This is a genomic window from Psychrosphaera sp. B3R10 (genome assembly GCF_018861025.1).
GTDB lineage: Bacteria > Pseudomonadota > Gammaproteobacteria > Enterobacterales > Alteromonadaceae > Psychrosphaera > Psychrosphaera algicola.
The window spans coordinates 60,339-78,673 of the sequence record NZ_JAHKQH010000036.1; the positions used below are offsets into that span (position 1 = coordinate 60,339).

General features: G+C 39.7%; 13 protein-coding genes and 3 tRNA genes. 8 read left to right on the forward strand and 8 right to left on the reverse strand.

The annotated features are described in order from the left end of the window. Positions 1-66 precede the first annotated feature (66 nt). The 5 genes from KO525_RS12990 to KO525_RS13010 form a co-directional block, all read right to left on the reverse strand. Positions 67-555: a GreA/GreB family elongation factor gene (locus tag KO525_RS12990; RefSeq protein ID WP_215964255.1), complete on the reverse strand. Its 489-nt coding sequence runs from the start codon at positions 553-555 to the stop codon at positions 67-69. 656 nt (positions 556-1,211) lie between these two features. Beyond that, a tRNA-Phe gene (locus KO525_RS12995) sits at positions 1,212-1,287 on the reverse strand. Between the two features lie 26 nt (positions 1,288-1,313). Continuing rightward, positions 1,314-1,389, reverse strand: a tRNA-Thr gene (locus KO525_RS13000). 66 nt (positions 1,390-1,455) lie between these two features. Next, a tRNA-Phe gene (locus tag KO525_RS13005) sits at positions 1,456-1,531 on the reverse strand. 134 nt (positions 1,532-1,665) lie between these two features. Then, positions 1,666-2,820, reverse strand: a complete 1,155-nt coding sequence (locus KO525_RS13010; RefSeq protein ID WP_215964256.1) for an EAL domain-containing protein — start codon at positions 2,818-2,820, stop codon at positions 1,666-1,668. Positions 2,821-2,941: 121 nt separating this feature from the next. Here KO525_RS13010 and KO525_RS13015 point away from each other — a divergent pair, with 121 nt between their 5' ends. Then, complete coding sequence (locus KO525_RS13015) at positions 2,942-5,761, forward strand: hybrid sensor histidine kinase/response regulator (protein ID WP_215964257.1); 2,820 nt, start codon at positions 2,942-2,944, stop codon at positions 5,759-5,761. 89 nt (positions 5,762-5,850) lie between these two features. Here KO525_RS13015 and KO525_RS13020 read toward each other — a convergent pair whose 3' ends face one another. After that, the gene (locus tag KO525_RS13020; protein ID WP_215964258.1) at positions 5,851-6,120 is read right to left on the reverse strand and encodes an oxidative damage protection protein; all 270 of its coding nucleotides are present in this window, start codon (positions 6,118-6,120) and stop codon (positions 5,851-5,853) included. A gap of 320 nt (positions 6,121-6,440) precedes the next feature. Continuing rightward, positions 6,441-7,529, reverse strand: coding sequence for an A/G-specific adenine glycosylase (gene mutY, locus KO525_RS13025; RefSeq protein ID WP_215964259.1), 1,089 nt, complete (start codon positions 7,527-7,529; stop codon positions 6,441-6,443). Between the two features lie 173 nt (positions 7,530-7,702). Here mutY and trmB point away from each other — a divergent pair, with 173 nt between their 5' ends. From trmB to KO525_RS13055, 6 genes are all read left to right on the forward strand, one after another. Next, positions 7,703-8,452, forward strand: coding sequence for a tRNA (guanosine(46)-N7)-methyltransferase TrmB (gene trmB, locus KO525_RS13030; RefSeq protein WP_215964260.1), 750 nt, complete (start codon positions 7,703-7,705; stop codon positions 8,450-8,452). Between the two features lies 1 nt (position 8,453). After that, positions 8,454-9,518 (forward strand): methyltransferase, encoded by a 1,065-nt coding sequence (locus KO525_RS13035; RefSeq protein WP_215964261.1) that lies wholly within the window; start codon positions 8,454-8,456, stop codon positions 9,516-9,518. A 118-nt stretch (positions 9,519-9,636) separates the two neighbouring features. Beyond that, on the forward strand, positions 9,637-10,863 hold the full coding sequence (gene glgC / locus KO525_RS13040) for a glucose-1-phosphate adenylyltransferase (protein ID WP_215964262.1): 1,227 nt from the start codon (positions 9,637-9,639) through the stop codon (positions 10,861-10,863). A gap of 7 nt (positions 10,864-10,870) precedes the next feature. Beyond that, positions 10,871-12,304 carry a glycogen synthase gene (locus KO525_RS13045; RefSeq protein ID WP_215964263.1) on the forward strand — a complete coding sequence of 478 codons (1,434 nt, stop codon included), beginning with the start codon at positions 10,871-10,873 and terminating at the stop codon, positions 12,302-12,304. A 379-nt stretch (positions 12,305-12,683) separates the two neighbouring features. Further along, positions 12,684-14,345, forward strand: coding sequence for an ATP-binding protein (locus KO525_RS20010; RefSeq protein WP_215964264.1), 1,662 nt, complete (start codon positions 12,684-12,686; stop codon positions 14,343-14,345). Further along, entirely contained in the window at positions 14,335-14,868 is a 534-nt protein-coding gene (locus tag KO525_RS13055; protein ID WP_215964265.1) for a YfiR family protein, read from the forward strand. Before KO525_RS20010 ends, KO525_RS13055 begins: the two co-directional genes overlap by 11 nt. 13 nt (positions 14,869-14,881) lie before the next feature. On the opposite strand, the gene KO525_RS13060 is transcribed toward KO525_RS13055, so the two are convergent. Then, the gene (locus KO525_RS13060) at positions 14,882-16,702 is read right to left on the reverse strand and encodes a cyanophycinase (protein ID WP_215964266.1); all 1,821 of its coding nucleotides are present in this window, start codon (positions 16,700-16,702) and stop codon (positions 14,882-14,884) included. A 322-nt stretch (positions 16,703-17,024) separates the two neighbouring features. Between KO525_RS13060 and folE2 the strand changes: the two genes are divergently transcribed. Further along, the gene (folE2, locus tag KO525_RS13065) at positions 17,025-17,945 is read left to right on the forward strand and encodes a GTP cyclohydrolase FolE2 (protein ID WP_215964267.1); all 921 of its coding nucleotides are present in this window, start codon (positions 17,025-17,027) and stop codon (positions 17,943-17,945) included. The last annotated feature ends 390 nt before the right edge of the window (positions 17,946-18,335 follow it).

Genomic DNA, 18,335 nt, shown 5'->3' on the forward strand with positions numbered 1-18,335 from the left:
ATGGTGTTTAAAGCAAGCGCGGAGCATCATGCGAAATAAGTACTTTTATCAAAACAAAATTACAATTTAATGGATCTCTAAAATAGCAATCAGCCGCGTTTCATTACCCACTTTAAATTGCACTTCATCGTCAATTTCTTTGCCGAGCAATGCCTTACCGATTGGAGATAGTACAGAGATGACCGTCACGCATTTATCGTCAAATTGCAATTTTAAGCCACCAGCCTCATTGCCCAGTAGATAATATAAAACCTGTTCCTGCTCATTTTCGACACAAACTAATGAGCCGACGTTAACAACAGCTTCACCGTTTAGAGATTTTTCTTTCAACATTTTCCAATCTGCAATGGCCTGTTTAAAACCCTCAACACGTTTAGATTGCCCCTCAGCTAAATAAGCCGCCTCGATGGCAACGGTGTCGTATTGGGTCTCGGCTTTACTTTGGTCATGCGTCGCAAGATCATGGGCATCTTTCGCTGCTTGTACGGCATTTAAAAGAGACTGTTGCAACTCAGCGATCAGAGATTGGATCAGCTCTTGTTTATCAATATGCATTTATAGAGATCACTATTGGTCGAAAGCAAAGCGTTAAATTGCCAACATAAAGAAGGCTAACAAGGTGGTCATTTTAACGTAGTTAGGTGTCTATTAATATGTAAGGCTGGAAATGACAAAGAGATTAACTCAGAAAGCTCGAAGCACATAAGCGGCTCGAGTATCGTGAGATGTTCGGGCTATATTTTGACAACCCGCTATTTAGCGCGCACAAAAACTTCTCAAAAAGGCTACTTATTAAGTTTAATTGGATAAGTGGGGTGATTTTTATTAGAAGAAAAATGGTGCCTCGACCCGGAATCGAACTAGGGACACGGGGATTTTCAATTAGTCAATATACTTTCTATTAGTTACTAGATATGCATGAAATCCAAGAGTTTCAACATTCTGATTTTATGGGAGGGTTACACAAGCCAAGGATGTTTGTGGTGCTCATACCCTTCACAGTTTTTTACTCCACCACTAACCTGCAACCTATTAATGCTTTTTACCTTCTGTTCGCGAGTTCGGGCTGCATATACTGCGGGATTGAAAGCGAATTTAAGACCCAATTGATTTTGTAGAAATAAAGAAAAAGACAGAATCAACCCAATTCGATAAAACGTGCGAATACTGCTGGATATAAAGGATTTGGGAGATTTTTATTAGGATAAAAATGGTGCCTCGACCCGGAATCGAACCAGGGACACGGGGATTTTCAATCCCCTGCTCTACCGACTGAGCTATCGAGGCACTTAGGAGGTGCAATTTTAGAGAAATGGTGCCGACTGCCGGAGTCGAACTGGCGACCTACTGATTACAAGTCAGTTGCTCTACCAACTGAGCTAAGTCGGCACACTGGATACTCAAAGAGTACTCTCTAAAAGAGACTGTATGAATGACCATCTTTTTGGTGAAAGATGGTGCCTCGACCCGGAATCGAACCAGGGACACGGGGATTTTCAATCCCCTGCTCTACCGACTGAGCTATCGAGGCACATACTGTGCTTTTTTCCCGTAACAAGGCTGTCCTTGTTGCGGGCGTGTATTAAACGGATTTTGGCTTTTTAAGTCAACTATTTTTTGCAATAGTTTTACCAAATGTGTAGTTTTTAGCCTATTCGAGCAGTTTTAAGCCCAAACATACGGTTTTGAGTAATAATATCCTTGTACAACTTCAATTCCCGCTTCTTTAACAAAAGCTAATTCTTGTTTGGTTTCGACGCCCTCAGCAATAACTGTCATACCTAAAGCGTGAGCCATTTCAACAACGCTCTTTATAATAGCTTGGTTTTCGGTATTTATGTGGCAATCAGCAATATATTGTCTATCGACTTTTAACTCTTGAAATGGAAATTCGGTCAGTTGCTTCATCGTTGAATAACCCGTACCGTAGTCATCGATAGAAACAGAGCACCCTAGTAAACGTAATCGCGTGGTGATTTCCTGTGCAATCAGCAAATTATCGACAATGCACGATTCCGTTAATTCTATGGTCAACCTATTAGGTTCTAGGCCATATTTTTTTAGTAACCCGTCTATCTCGTTGACAAACTCGTGAGACGTTAAATCTTTCATCGACAAATTAATTGAAAAATTAACGTCTTTATAATCCGCCATTTTCTCAAATGAGCAATCAAAAAGAACTTTGTTAAATTCGGTGATCCTACCGTTATTCTCAAACAAATGAATAAACTGATTTGGGTAAATAATAGTGCCGTCAAAGGATTTTAAGCGAGACAATATTTCGTACCCGACTATATGCTCATTGCCCATTTCGACCTTGGGTTGAATAACCGGATAAAAAGTTTCTTTTGATATTTCAAATGTCTCGGCATCAAAAACGGCTTCGGCTAATGGATTGCCAACCGCCTTATTAGACATGATCCTCGCGGTAGCCTTATCGACAAGACCAACCAATTGTGTCGTGGAGAATGGCTTGGTGAGTTGACCCAGTATCGCGAGATCATGCTGTTTTGCTATAGATTCAGCCATTTGCAGAACTTTTGACTCAAATCCCGAAATCACAATCACTTGACCTTGGTACCGCATGTCACCCAAAAATTTTAAAAATGCGATTCCATCAATTTTTGGCATCTGTAAATCAACCAAAACGATGTCATTTATACTAGAACCCCGGCAAAGATAATCTAGTCCTTGTTGCGGACAAGCGTACTGTCCAATTGACTCAATTCCAATTTCACCGAACTTGTCTTCGATAAATTGTAAAAAGAATGGGTCGTCGTCAACTGCGGTAATATTATTTAATAATTCTAAATTTTCCATACATCCTGTACCAAACCACACATACTAGTTTAAGTTTTAGATTGAATTGTCGAAATAAGCAAACGATACTGTATTACATCAACGTCAAATAATCTTAAAAATAATAGACTAAAGCGAATTTATGGATATCGAAGCTAAGAAAGTGCCATTTTTAAAGCCCGCGCAGCTTTTTACAATTTGGATTACGATTTTTGTATGTTTTGTCGTACTTGCCGCATTAGGAGGACTCAAAACCCTTCAACAATGGCACGAGCCTCAAAACTATAAATCGGAGTTACAGAGTCATCTTGCATCCGCAGTTAAAGGCTTGCCTCTTGACTATCTAAGCTCAAATAAAGCTGCAGCGGCTCAAAACTACATTAATGCGGTACACGGTGGGGCTAAAAATAAAGCTTTTTTCTTATATAGAATGTCCGCCGGCAAGCTCGTTTTACATGCTAAAACTGGTGCATTTGATGGTTATATGCCAACACCAATATTGGCAAATCACGAAACCGATTTAAACAACTGGGTTGAGATAAGACGCATTATTAAAGTCGATAATCAAGACGCGGGACTTATAATCGCAGCAATGCAAAAGAAGAAAGCCGATGTGCGGTCTTGGTTTATTGTTTTGTTGGTCGCTCTAATCGCGTCCATAATATTGACCCGAATAATTGCCTCAATGCTAAACCTTTCGGTTTCTAAATATGCGGTTCCTCTATTAAAAGACACCAATTTAATTGTAAATAAAAACAGCTTTGAAAAACGTTTAGCCGTCAAAAAATTTGGTGCCTTCTCTGAACTCGCAGGCTCTTTAAACAAGTTGTTTAAATATGTCGCCCGCACCGAGCAAGCTAATAAAGAATTGGAAAAATCGAATCAGCAACTCGCCCAAGATATGGAAAGTAAAATTGCTGAACGAACCCATGCATTAAGAATTGCGATGGAAGAAGCTGAAGCCGCGAATGAATCTAAATCGACGTTTTTAGCAACCATGAGCCATGAAATTCGAACCCCGATGAACGGCATTATTGGTTCCATCGACTTGTTACGAAATAGCACTTTGGATCAAAATCAGTATCGATTATCAGATACGATCCGAGAGTCTGCCTTTTCATTGCTGAGAATAATTGACGACATCCTCGACTTTTCAAAAATCGAAGCTGGAAAACTCGAAGTAGAAAACATTCCAATGTCGATTAATAGTATTGTAGAAGCGGTTGGCAGAACATTGATGTCCGTTGCTGAGCAGAAAAATGTAGAGTTACGACTCTTTGTTGACCCTAGAATCAATGAAGGCCTAATGGGCGACCCAATACGCATACGTCAGATCTTGTTTAACTTAGCTGGCAACGCAATCAAGTTTACTCAAACGACCCGCGAGCACACCGGCATTGTGCAAATTAGAGCGGAAATTTTAGAGTCTAATTTAGAGTTCACCAACGTCAAATTAAGAGTAATAGATAATGGCCGCGGTATGTCCGAGCGCCAGGTTCATTATGTATTTCAACCATTTAATCAAGCTGAAGGAGCTGTAACACGTCAATTTGGTGGCACCGGACTTGGCTTGACAATTTGTCAGCGCTTGGCTGACTTAATGTATGGACAAATTCACGTTAAATCTGAAATTGACGTTGGCTCAGAGTTTACGGTTAGTTTGCCACTACGCACTAACCCAAGTTCTACAACCGAAATTGAACTCGACTTTTCCAAAGTTGATTTAGTGTGTTATTCACCTGATGGATTCCATACGGCGGCAATTGACGAATACAGCAAATATTTTGGCAGTAAAAACACCTTAGTTAATAGCGTCGAAAGCCTTATCCATGTTGCAAATCATTATCGCTATGACTTAGACAAACAGCCTATCTGGATCATCGACGCAACAGAATTTCATGATGAAGCATTAAAAACTATTGACCAGCTAATGACATTTGAAAAGTGTCAGCAGGTTCGATTCTTAATGCTAACTAACTCCATTAACTTCCAGGAAAAAACAAGAGATCGAGTGTGGGTATTACATGCCGTGCCACTTTGCCGAGCCGCCCTATTAGAGGCTATTGGTGAAGTCATGGAAAACAAAAAGATCAAAAACATTGGCATGCCAAAAAATAGAAACACCCCTCGTGTCGCTAAATATGTGATGTCGATAGAAGAAGCTCGTAAAAATAGGAAATTGGTGTTACTTGCCGAAGACAATGCGATGAACCAACAGGTCATCACCGAACAGTTAAATATGCTCGGTTATGCCGTAGAAGTAGCAAATGACGGTGAAGAAGCGATTAATCTGTGGCGAAGAAATCATTATCCACTGGTGTTGACCGACTTACACATGCCAATTAAGAGCGGGTACGACGTTATTAAAACTATTCGTAAAGAAGGCATTGATCAACCTAAAGAAAATGGCATAACCCGAGTTGTTGCTATTACGGCTAACGCCCTAAAAGGCGAAGAGCAAAAATGTATCAACCTAGGTATGGATGGTTACTTAACTAAACCGCTTGAGCTAGCAGATTTAGAAGTAGTGATGAAAAAATGGCTAGACCTTCACCCCGAAGCTCCCATTGAAATACAAACATCGGTCGCCCGTTCTGCGGAGCATCACCCAAAAGAGGTTGTGCCAATTCAACAAGCTGTTTTGATCAGTTATTTAGGTAATGATATTGAGCGCCACAAAAAGTATTTAAACATGTTCCAAGTAAGAGGCAATGAGCTTATCGACCAAATAAGTGAATTTGTAAAACAACAAGAACGTGAAAATGTTAAAAACTTTGCTCACCAATTTAAATCGATGGCAAAAAGTGTCGGTGCGATGACATTGCATGAGTCGACACTAAAATTAGAAAGTATTGCCCAATCAGCTGACATGGCGGAAATTGAAGAATTGTTTACGCTTATTTTACAGCAGTTTAATGACGTTATCGTATTTGTAAGAGATAACTACAATATAGCAATTTAACTTTAAACCGCGATAAATAGGTCTCAACAAAAAAGGGCGATGTTATTTACATTGCCCTTTTGTTTATGATGTTAGCAACCTGATGACCATTAGCTTTTAGGGACGTAACCTTCAACAGTCACATCTTTACCTTCAAACAAAAATCCAATCATTGAAGTTTCTAAAAACTCTCTATGTTCTGGGTTAATCATCGATAACTTATGTTCGTTAATTAACATTACTTGTTTCTTCTGCCACTCGGCCCAAGCTTCTTTGGATATGTTATTAAAAATTCGCGTACCGACTTCACCCGGGTACAATTGGAAGTCTAATCCTGGTGCATCTTTTTTTAGATATTCACAAAATACTGTTCTGGCCATGTAAATTCTCACTCATGGTTAAAATAAAAGAGTTTATTTCGGTATTGTAACTGAGCCTATATTGTAATACCAATTCCCATATTGAATAGTTCACTAATCGCGAAAGAATAGCTTTCCAAAGTAGACTTTAACTACTGAGCCTTTGAAACGAGAAACAATTCCTTTTCACAGTCATTACCAAATAACCTTCACTTTTATACTCGCTCTTTGGAAGCCTATTCCTGCTTTAAAATTCGGTTCTGAATAAAAAGCTGGAGCAAAGTGCCTCAACTGTCAAAACCGCAAATCAAGTGAACCTCTGATTAGAAAATTAATAAACATTAGTTATTTTGAGTCGCTAGTAACAGCAACTTTTGGGCTACCGCTGACAATCCAACCTTCTGATTAACTTGGTCTGTATCATCCAAAGAAAACCAAATATCCGCAGACTCAGCAACAATCGAAGGTTTACTCGACAATGAAATAAGAACGGGTTGCACATCCAAATGGTAATGACTAAATGTATGGCGAAATAGGTTCTGCTCTTCGGCTAACAAATCGTATTTAGCGGGGTTTATTTGCCAGTCTTGTAGTTGCGCTTCTATTTCCGCTAGGGAATCAAATTCGGGAAAACTATATAAGCCCCCCCAAATCCCTGACATTGGTCGTTGATATAAATATACAGATTGTTCATGTTTTAAAATGAGCAGGTGAGCAAATTTTATGGGTTTGTCTTTTTTAGGCTTTTTACCCGGGCACTCGCTGACAATATTCTGGTTGAACGCTTCGCAATGTTTACTCACTGGACATTCACTGCATTTAGGTTTACTTCGAACACATAACGTTGCCCCTAAATCCATCATCACTTGATTATAATTCGCGATGCGTTGTTTTGGCGAAAACTGCTCAGCCACTAGCCATAGCTGATCTTCAACGGATTTAGTCCCAGGCCACTGCGTAACGCCCATAAAACGAGATAAGACGCGCTTGACGTTGCCATCTAATATCGCGTGATGTTGGTTAAGAGACAGAGATAAAATTGCCCCGGCGGTAGACTTACCAATGCCAGGCAAAGCGAGTACTTGGTCAAACTGAGTAGGAAACTGACCGTTATATTGCTCCGTAATGATCTGAGCTGACTTATGTAAATTACGTGCTCTGGCGTAATAACCGAGTCCAGTCCAAAGATGCAAAACCTCATCTTGTGGCGCGGCGGCTAAATCAGCCACCGTTGGAAACTGCGCAATAAATCGCTCAAAATATGGGATTACCGTAGTGACTTGGGTTTGTTGCAACATAACTTCTGACAACCAAACTTTGTACGGCGTAACGTCTTGCTGCCAAGGTAAGTGTTTTCGGCCATGTTGGTCAAACCATGACAATGCTCGCTTTGCAAACCAAGCGGCGTGTTGCTTATTTGTTTCGTTCATAATTCAATTTTAAAAGAATATTTTGCCAATGGTATCAAATTGCGCCAATAGGAAGTCGACTTTTTAGGTTCTTTAGCTACGTAACCTGACAAACCAGTAAAAAACCTTGAGAGAAAATCGCTGCTATACGATAATAACGGCCTTTCCGACGGCAAAAAACGAGATTAGTCCAAATGACCGAGCAAGATCACAAAACCATTGAGCAAGCAAAAGCCGAAGGTAAATACATACGTACCATTAAAAGCTTTGTGAAGCGAGAAGGTCGTTTAACTAAGGGGCAACAAGCTGCACTAGATCAACACTGGTCTACAATGGGTTTGGAGCACGCACAAGGTTTAGTCAACTTTGAGCAGGTATTTGGCAACAACAACCCTGTTGTATTAGAAATTGGTTTTGGCATGGGTGCTTCACTCGTTGAAATGGCTAAAAACGCTCCGGATAAAAACTTTGTTGGTATTGAGGTTCATTTACCTGGTGTCGGTGCGTGTTTGTCATCAGCAAACGAAGCAGGTGTCGATAACTTAAAAGTATACGAACACGACGCGGTGGAAATTTTACGCGACTGCATTGCTGATCAGTCTATCGATACAATTCAGCTGTTTTTTCCAGATCCGTGGCACAAAACTCGCCATCATAAACGCCGAATTGTGCAATCAGCATTTGTGCAATCTTTACGTTCTAAGCTTAAAATAGGTGGTGTTTTCCATATGGCAACTGATTGGGAAAACTACGCAGAACATATGATTGAGGTGATGGACCAAGAAGAAGGGTTTATCAATATTGCCAGCGATATCAACTCTGATGAAAATGCCCATAGCATTTTTGTTGAACGCCCGGAACATAGACCCCTTACCAAATTTGAACAACGTGGCCACCGTTTAGGGCATGGCGTTTGGGATATTATGTATAAGCGTGTGAGCTAACATGTCAAATTTGTCACCTGAGAACCAAGTTTTAGAACGCAATATTGATCAGTTTCCTGCGGGTGACATTTTACTGCTCGATGTGATGCCCGACGATGCACCATTAAACTTTGCGTCTGTCCGTCAAGACATCACATGGCACGGTTTTACACCATTTTTCGATACCCACCAGTTTTTTCAAACCAAAAAATTCCACAACTTTGATGTTTCCTTTTCTGCTTGGTTCGATACCGAGCAGCGATTCGACGCCATTGTTATTTATTACCCTAAAGCTAAACATCGTTTTGACTACTACCTTTCAATGGCGAGTAAATTGCTCAATGATAACGGTTTAATTTACGTCGTTGGCGAGAAAAAAGGCGGCATTAAAAGCTGTGATAAAGGGCTAAAACCATTTGTCATTAAAGCCAATAAAATTGACTCTGCTCGTCACTGTATGTTGTATATCGGAGCATCCAATGGCGTCGTTTGTCCAAAAACTATAGAACAATGGTATTCATCTACAACCCTTGATATCGAGGTTACAGGTGAAACTATTTCACTTACTTTATTCTCCCTTCCGGGCACTTTTAGCGCTAATCGACTAGATGATGGCACTGAACTGCTACTCAAAACAATCACTTCTGTAACTGGCAAGGGTTTAGATTTTGGCTGTGGATGCGGCGTGATTAGTGCAGCTGTAGGCAAACGATTTGATACGCCAATGACGGCAGTAGACGTAGACGCACTCGCCATCGCAAGTAGCAACAAAACCTTTGAATACAATAACATAAAAGCAAAGGCATTAGCCTCAAATGGACTTTCACAGCTTATCGCGAAAGCCGATAAGTTTGACTTTATAGTGACCAATCCTCCCTTTCATACGGGTATAGACACCGACTACAATATTACCGAGCAATTCATTCAGCATAGTAAAAAAGTTTTACAACCTAAGTACGATTTTTGGATGGTCGCCAATGCCTTTTTACCTTACCCAGATGTTTTTAAGCATTACTTAAAACCTGTTGATGTAAAAAGTAATAATAAGCGCTTTAATATTTATCACGCAGGCACTAGTATTAATTAGAGTAATTATACCACTCACGTCGTGGTTGATTACGTTTACGCAGGTTCATTCCTGAACTCATTGATCGGCAGAAAGTAGTCGCACGATTAATATAACTTAAGCATTTTACGGAGAGATTATGCCAGGTGTTATATCTATGATTTTAGCTGGTGGTGAAGGTACTCGGCTATATCCGCTGACTAGAAGTCGCAGCAAACCCGCAGTACCTTTTGCCGGACAATACCGGCTAATAGACTTTGCGCTTAACAATTTCGTAAACTCTGATTTTCTTAAAATATTTATTCTTACCCAATTTAAATCCCAATCACTGAACATACATTTACGCCAAGCCTGGCACGTATCTGGGATTACAGACCGCTTTATTGACCCTATTCCTGCGCAGATGCGTATGGGTAAACGTTGGTATGAAGGCACAGCCGATGCGATTTATCAAAATTTACGACTTGTGCAAGAACATAATCCAGACCATGTTTGTGTCTTCGGCAGCGACCATATCTATAAAATGGACATCCGGCAAATGGTTGATCTGCATAAAAAACGCGGCGCTAAATGCACCGTTGCTGGTATAAAAGTCCCCATCGCTGAAGCCTCAGAATTTGGCGTAATAGAAATTGATGAAGACTGGAACATGGTCAGCTTTGAAGAAAAACCAGAGTCACCAAAGTGCATCCCAGGCCAACCCGATTTCGCATTAGTCAGTATGGGTAATTATGTTTTTGCTGCGAAAGCCCTTTATTCAGAATTAGAACGCGATGCGGCAAAACAAAAAAGCCACCACGATTTCGGAAAAGATATAATCCCGCACCTTTGTGATGAAGGTGAAGTTTTTGTTTATGACTTTAGCCGTAACGTCATCCCTAACGACGTTGGTAATCAAATGTATTGGCGCGATGTTGGTACGATTGACAGTTATTGGCAAACCAATATGGAATTATTGGCAAAAGAACCAGAATTCGATTTATTTAACAACCAATGGCCTTTTAGAACGTACCACCCATCACTTCCACCGGCACTGATTCGAGCATGTCGAAATGGCAAAGAAAGTGTCATTCGAAATTGTGCTATTTCAGCGGGCACAGAAGTATACGGTGCAACTATAGATCACTCCGTATTGGGTTATGACTGTAAAGTACGCTCAGGTGCTGAAATTTACGAATCGGTTTTAATGGGCGACAACAACATAGGTAAAAACGTTGTTTTGAATAAATGTGTTATAGACAAACATGTTCGTGTCGCGGATGGTGTTACTATAGGGGCAGATCCTGAGCTAGACCGCCAACGCGGCTTCACAATTTCGGCCAACGGTGTCACCGTTGTGCCACAAAATACAGATGTATTAGAGTAATCATTTTATGAATATATTATTTACGGTCTCTGAAATAGAAGGCCTAGTAAAAACGGGGGGATTAGCCGATGTGGCTAAGTACCTTCCTATAGTGTTAAATCACTCTGGTCATGATACTCGGGTGATTTTGCCTTATTATCGTGATATCGCTAAAGCTCATCCAGTTGCCGAACGCACGTTCTCGTTTTCCATTCGTGTCCACATTGAATATCAAGTCAAAGTTCACCAAATTACTCACGACAATTTAGTTGTTTATTGTGTTGATATCCCCGAGCTATTTGATAGAAACGGGATTTACAGTGACAGTTATCATGCCTATGAAGATAACGGCGAACGTTTTTCTGTATTCTCAATGGCTGCGCTGGATTTTATACAATATTTCAGCGACCAAATACAATTTAAGCCTGACGTAATTCAATGTAATGATTGGCATACGGCCCTACTTCCAGCCTTATTTAAACATGATAAATATTGGCAAGGGCAAAACACTAAAACGATGTTAACCATCCATAACGGAGCGTTCCAAGGCATTAGCGGAAAACATCTAGTTCCGTCATTGCTGCATCGCTTAGGTGCAGACAACACTCATTATGAAGCTGATGTCATTAACTTTTTAAAACTTGGTATTATTAACGCAGATTCGATTGTTGCGGTGAGCCCTAACTATGCAGAAGAGCTGAAATCAGAGCTAGGTTCTCATCATTTATACGATATTTTCAACCAACATAAAGATAAAGTTTTTGGCGTGTTAAATGGTTGTGACTACAAAGATTGGGATCCGCTTAATGACCCATATATTGAACAACAATACGATGCGACTTCGTTAGACACTAAAGTCGCCAATAAGTTAGCATTACAAAAACAAAATGGTCTTGAACAAAACGCTAATATTCCAATGATTGCTATGGTCAGCCGCCTTACCGATCAAAAAGGCTTAAATTATTTATTGCCGGCAATTCGAGAACTAGTACAGCACAAAATTCAAATTTGTATTGCTGGTACAGGCGATCCTCTATACGTCGATCAACTTGAATACCTAGCCGGTAAACATAGCGCTAACGTGCATTTTTATCATGGTTTTTCAGAAGACATTGCCCATAAATATATGGCTGCTACAGATTTTTTCCTAGTGCCATCGTTATTTGAGCCTTGCGGCCTAACGCAAATGTACGCATTAGCCTATGGTACGCTTCCAATTGTAAGAGAAGTTGGCGGCCTTAAAGATACTGTTACCGATATCACGAACGAAGACGCTACCGGTGTTGTTTTTAAACAGCCAACTTGTGAGCAATTAGTTTCTGCTATACGTCGCGCCCTATTGTTTTATCATGAAGACACAGCTAAATTTAGAGTAGTGCAAACAAGAGCTATGAATACTAAGTTTTCATGGCAAGAAAGTGCGGAACAATATGTTGAAATATATAAACAAATGTTCAATTAATGGCCTTTGGGCGAGCTTACTGTTAAACGTAAGCTTCGCCTATGCGGCAGTACCTCTTGAATGTGTGCAATTACCATCTAGAGTCAAAGCATGCCCTAACCTGGTTTACCGTGGCATCGATGATCCCGAAACAGGGAAAACAAAGATATTTTGTTTCTGTAAAACTGACATGGTCAAACTAACAGCAAAAAATGTTTCGGAAGAACAAAGAATTCTAAATAAAATGGAATTACGGGATTTATTAGCAAAATATAACTACACTGAAAAGCAATTGTTCAAGTTAATTAGTAATTAAACAATGACTAAAATAGTGCTTCGCAGATAAAGATATTTGCTTAATGCTAGCGCGCAATAATTAGCATATATAGATAGAGACCTTGTGAGTAAAAAAACCGCTTCATCTTTAAAAACAACAATACTAACCTCCATTTTAATGGTCGGCATTTTGTCATTGGTATTGTCTGTATCCGTTACTATTTATAAGAGTAACGAGCAATATACGCGTGAAGCTTCATTTTTTGTGCAACAAATTGCAAAGATAGTCGCCTATAACTCTATAATCCCCGTTGCCTTCAACCAGCAAGGTGACCTTGACGACAAGCAAAAAGGATTTCTAAATACCATCAATAACATCAAAGAAGTTAGCCATATCCACATTTATCGATATGATGATTTCTCTGAGGAATTAACACTTTTTGCAAGCTACATAAAAAAGGGAGCAACGACACTAAGACCTCAATACAGCAAGGTTAAGACCCTAAAACAACCCGTATTCACGGAACGTTACATCGAATATGCAGAGCCAATTTATGATCATAGCTTTGAGGGTTCTACTCAAAACCCTCCCATTGGCTATGTGTATTTAAGATATGAACTCACCCAATACCTCCAATACAATCAGGAAATGTTAACCTGGAATACAATCGTTGCCGCTGTTGTAATCGCGTTAAGTATTTTGGCTTCCTTTTATGTATTAAATAAAGTGGTTGCCCCTATCAACCGCTTTGTCAGAGAAATTCAGTTAATAACCCAAAATAAGGCTTTTGATTCTAGGGTAAAATCCACCAACCTAATTGAAATGAATATGGTGGCTGAATCGATGAATGCGATGTTGGCTAAAATCAATTGGCAGATACATCAATCTGCTCAAGCTGAAAAAGAAATCACCGAGCTGAACCAAAACTTAGAAGAGAAAGTAATCTCACGCACTCAAGCTCTAAGAGATTCAAACCAAGAGCTGCTTGACGCCTTAGAGCAAGTACATCAATACCAATCTCAAGTTATTCAAAGTGAAAAAATGGCTTCATTAGGCCAAATGGTCGCTGGGGTTGCCCACGAAGTAAATACACCAATTGGTTTAGGGGTAACAGCGTCCACAATGCTGAGCGATAAAATTGATGAAATCAGCGAGGCCATGGAGAATCAAAAACTCAGCGCCCGCAAGCTCTCAAACTTTTTGGTCGAAAGCAAAGAAAACACCCAGATTATTTACCGTAATTTGAGTCGAGCAGCGGATTTAATCAGTAGCTTTAAACAAGTTGCCGTAGATCAAAGTGCCGACATAAACAGAGAAGTAAATATAAAGTCATTTTTTGAAGATATTTTATTGTCTCTTAACCCAACATTGAAACAAACCAGTCATGTAATCGATATTGATTGTGACGAAAACCTAGTTATCAAATCTAAACCAGGTCCTCTAAATCAGATAATCATAAATCTGATAATGAACTCCATTATTCATGGTTTTGACCAAATGGACCGCGGCCTAATTTCAATTCGGATAACGCAAAGAGCTAATACGTGTACGATTCATTATTCTGACAATGGCTCAGGTATTGAAGAAAAGATTAAACAAAAAATATTTGACCCGTTTGTAACCACGCGACGCGGTGAAGGCGGCTCTGGACTAGGTATGCACCTTGTGTATAACTTGGTAACGCAAGCGCTAAATGGTCGTATTGAAGTAACTAGCGAACTTGGTAATGGTGCGTCATTTGATATTCAATTTCCAGCAGTTCAGGTTCTTGAATATGAAAGTTAAATATTTGCAGATTTTGCTGTTAGTAAGCTCTCTACTTTTTAATTTGACTTATTCGAAACAAGCAACGGCAAAAACAACCACACCGTTGGAACTGAAAGCGGTTTTAATCTATAAGATCGGCGCTTATTTACGCTCGAGAAATTCCCCAACAATTAAGGACTATTGTTTTGTCGGCGAAAAGGGCAAGGTATTAGCTGACTTGTTAATTGCAATGGTAAAATCCCGAGAGTTACAAAACACCATTAATGTTACGACTGAATCGTCTTTAGAAAAGTTCGGGACTCGCCAATGCCATATACTCTATGTTGCTGATATACCTAAAGACATGGAGCAAAAGCTAGTTTCATTATCCCAGTCAACCTTAACAATTGTTGGCGATGTATCGCAGTTAAAAAAAGGTGGGATTGTCAGTATCGAGGTTCAAGGTCGTAAATCGACGCTTTATACAAGTCTGAGCAATTTAAAAAACTCCGACATAGAAATCCATTCAAGATTGCTATCGATTATGACCAACGTTGACTAAGTCTGGTTCAAATCTAGATAGGATTAATGTCTAGGTAGTAATCTCGGTAAGAGCAAAAACTATAGTCTTTGCCTGCAACATTCTTTTTGCCCGCCAAGGAAATCGACGTACGGCTTTTGGTTACGTATAAGGTATGTCCGGTCCCCAAAACGGAGTGTTTCATTGTTGCCGAATCTGCCCCAGTTGCACACAACATGTTTACTGTTCTTCTATAATTGTCATTTTTAAACGCGCTGCCACTTTTGATAACAGGCCGAGAACGACTATTGCCACTATATTTCCAGTCCGCAAAACTTATGATCACTTTGTTGTTTCTAAAAAAGAGTTTGTCTTCATCTGTCAGGTAATGACTTCTCACTGACAATATTGAATTCTCGAATCCTTTGTCCTTCTCAACCTCGGATAAGTCAAAAATACTGACGCCATTTTCACCAATAACTTCCATTCTTAATGGAATTTCCCTGCTGTCGTCTATACCAATCATCAATGCCGTTCGTTCGTCTATTCCATAACCCATGATACTTTTGGACTGACTAATCAATTGTATTAAGCGACCTTGTCTACCTCGTTCTGAGAATCGGGTATCGACCACACCAAACGGGAATAACCCCAAGCCTCCGTCAGCTATATATGTAGCTTGTCCATCTTTGAATTTTCGTGGGCAATTTTTAATTTTGTCACATTGCTTAAGCGGTGTTTTTGTTTGAAAAGCACCGTAAAGCAATGCCTTGTGACTGTCCCCATCAAGCATCATTACGGGTTTAGAAATAGATGACTGGCCCCCTGCAAATGCCATCGCAGATTCTTGATCCGCAGCAACAACTAATTCGGCTTTTAACATTCTTTGCTGGATTTCGTTAAGAATACTTTTAGCCATAGGATAGTCGTTGATAAAAGCATTTTTTAGATGAAAAGCATCGCCCTCAACAAAATAAATCCCCTGTGCTTCAGCCAACATTTCATTTAAGCGTTCAGGCTTTTTACAGATATCTCGTTGATACTCGGTTAATTTAGGGAATATTCGCTGGCGAGCGTATTGTTGTAATAACGATTGTCGGTAGTCTTCGAGTTTGTCACAGGCTTCAGCATCTTGATTCTGATTATTCGCTTCAATCGCAGCAAACAACGCCAAATCAGCAGGTAGCCAAGTAACGTCAGCGCCGAGCTCTTCAAATAGCTGAGTATATAAATCAACAGGCTCAAACTGGTCACGGTTTGCAGCAGTGACGATGACAATTTTAGGCCGTTTGCTAGACGTTAGTGTTTTGCTCTGGCGAACAAACTCCCTTAGTACCTTTAACGAAAAATGACTTTTACTGTTTTTAATATCGACCTTTATTTTCCGATGTTCGTCTGTACTCAGAATATTATGTTCAATATTACCCATTTGTAAGATATCGAGCATGGTATGAAACTCAACATCTTGCAAAGATTGCAGCAAATCAGAACCACGTAGTTTTTTGCCTTTGTCGGTAATCTCTGCATCGCGCAATGCGGTCAGTAATTGACGACGAGTCAGTACGCCTTTTGTTCGGCTATGGGCTTGTTTAACCGCTTCGATAAGTTGATTTTTTTCAATGATTCGAGCCGGTGACCAGATGGTGCGTTGTAATTCGGCAATTCGGCTTTCATCGATAAAGTAGGCATAATCAACATGATCTTCTGAGGAAAGTTTTAATGGTTTAGTACATTCTCGTATTGATTGACTCGTGCAAAATTCGAGTCCCCCACCAATAAGCATTAGCGAATAGTCAGCCTTCCCGTTAGCAGCTGGGCTTGCCATAACAAATGACATTAATGTCAATCCTACAACACTTCCGGTCAACCATCTCATACTCACAACATTCCTCTGTTTGTTTTATGCCCAACTAACGTCTACTTTACGATCCATTGGCTACAATTTAAATGTTTATTATACCCAACTGATTTTTAAACCTTGAAATAGTGATCCAGCGAACACATTTCAACGTATATACATACATCTATAGCACCAAAACTAAGATATTCCGAAAAATCTATACCCGACTAACTTACTAGGGTATTCGAATGCTTGGAATTATGATATAAACGCATCTTAATTTTGAACTTAATTTTTTAAAGAGCCCTCTCTCTGACACCCGAGGGCTTTTTTGCTGACTTTTTAATGTGGAGTTTCCATGCCAACCAAAATGCCAGATATTGCAAACCAAGCACAAGCACAAACTGAAGGCGTGCTCGATTGGGTAGGAATGAGCAATATTGAAATGCCAATCATGGTGGAAATGCAAGGCGAAAGCCGACCTGTATCGGCACTGGTCGAAGCATTTGTAAATTTAAACCAACCTAAAGCCAAAGGCATTCATATGTCACGCCTTTATTTAATGTTGGATGAACTTTCAGTTGAAAGCGCGTTAAACCAATCTAATTTGGTTAAATTGCTTAATAACTTCATTGTAAGCCACGAAGACTTAAGCAACAGTGCACATGTTAAATTTGAATTTGATTATCACCTTAGACGAAAATCTTTGATTAGCGGTAAATTAGGCTGGAAAGCTTACCCAGTAGTGATTACGGGTAACTTAACAGAAGGCGAATTTGATATCGAACTTGCCGTTAAAGTTCCATATTCATCAACATGCCCATGCTCAGCTGCATTAGCCCGTCAATTAATTCAAAATGCATTTAACGAAAAATTCAGTGGTGAAGTTAATGCTGAAGACGTTCGCAATTGGTTAGGTACAACGGAAGGCATTGTTGCGACACCGCACAGCCAACGTTCTATTGCTGAAGTTAAAGTAAAGTTAGCCGCGTCAGTGGATGACTTTCCAATCGTCGACTTGGTTGATGCCATCGAAGATGCGTTACAAACACCTGTTCAAGCGGCAGTTAAACGCGAAGATGAACAAGAGTTTGCGAGATTAAATGGCCAAAACTTGATGTTTTGTGAAGACGCAAGTCGACGCATTAAACATGCACTTAACCATATAGATGGTTACCGTGACTTTTGGTTGCGCGTTAATCATTATGAATCGCTTCATGCCCACGACGCTGTATCGGTTGCAAGCAAAGGCATTTCTGGTGGTTACTCATCTAGATAGTTGATGTCTGTATAACTGGTTATTCTGACGCATCAATAAGCTCATTAAATTAAGCCCGAAACACTCGGGCTTTTTTGTGTTTGGTTTTTAGGCTCGGCCAAACCACTTCATAACCCACAATACGTAAATCTTCACAATTAGAAGTTCCTTCTATATATAGCAGACTAAAAATAAGCGTTATCAAATTAGGAAAATTTCCATTTTAATGGCCAACAAGCATAATAGAGTCGATAACCACCGCCTATTATTTAACAAAAACGTGATTTATTACCTCATCACTAATTTAACCCTATCCGTTTTATCTAAATAACGACCAAAGTTAAATCGTCAAAACCTAAGTAAATTTAAAAAAATTAAATTAGAAATATGTATGTCACAAAATTATGGTTT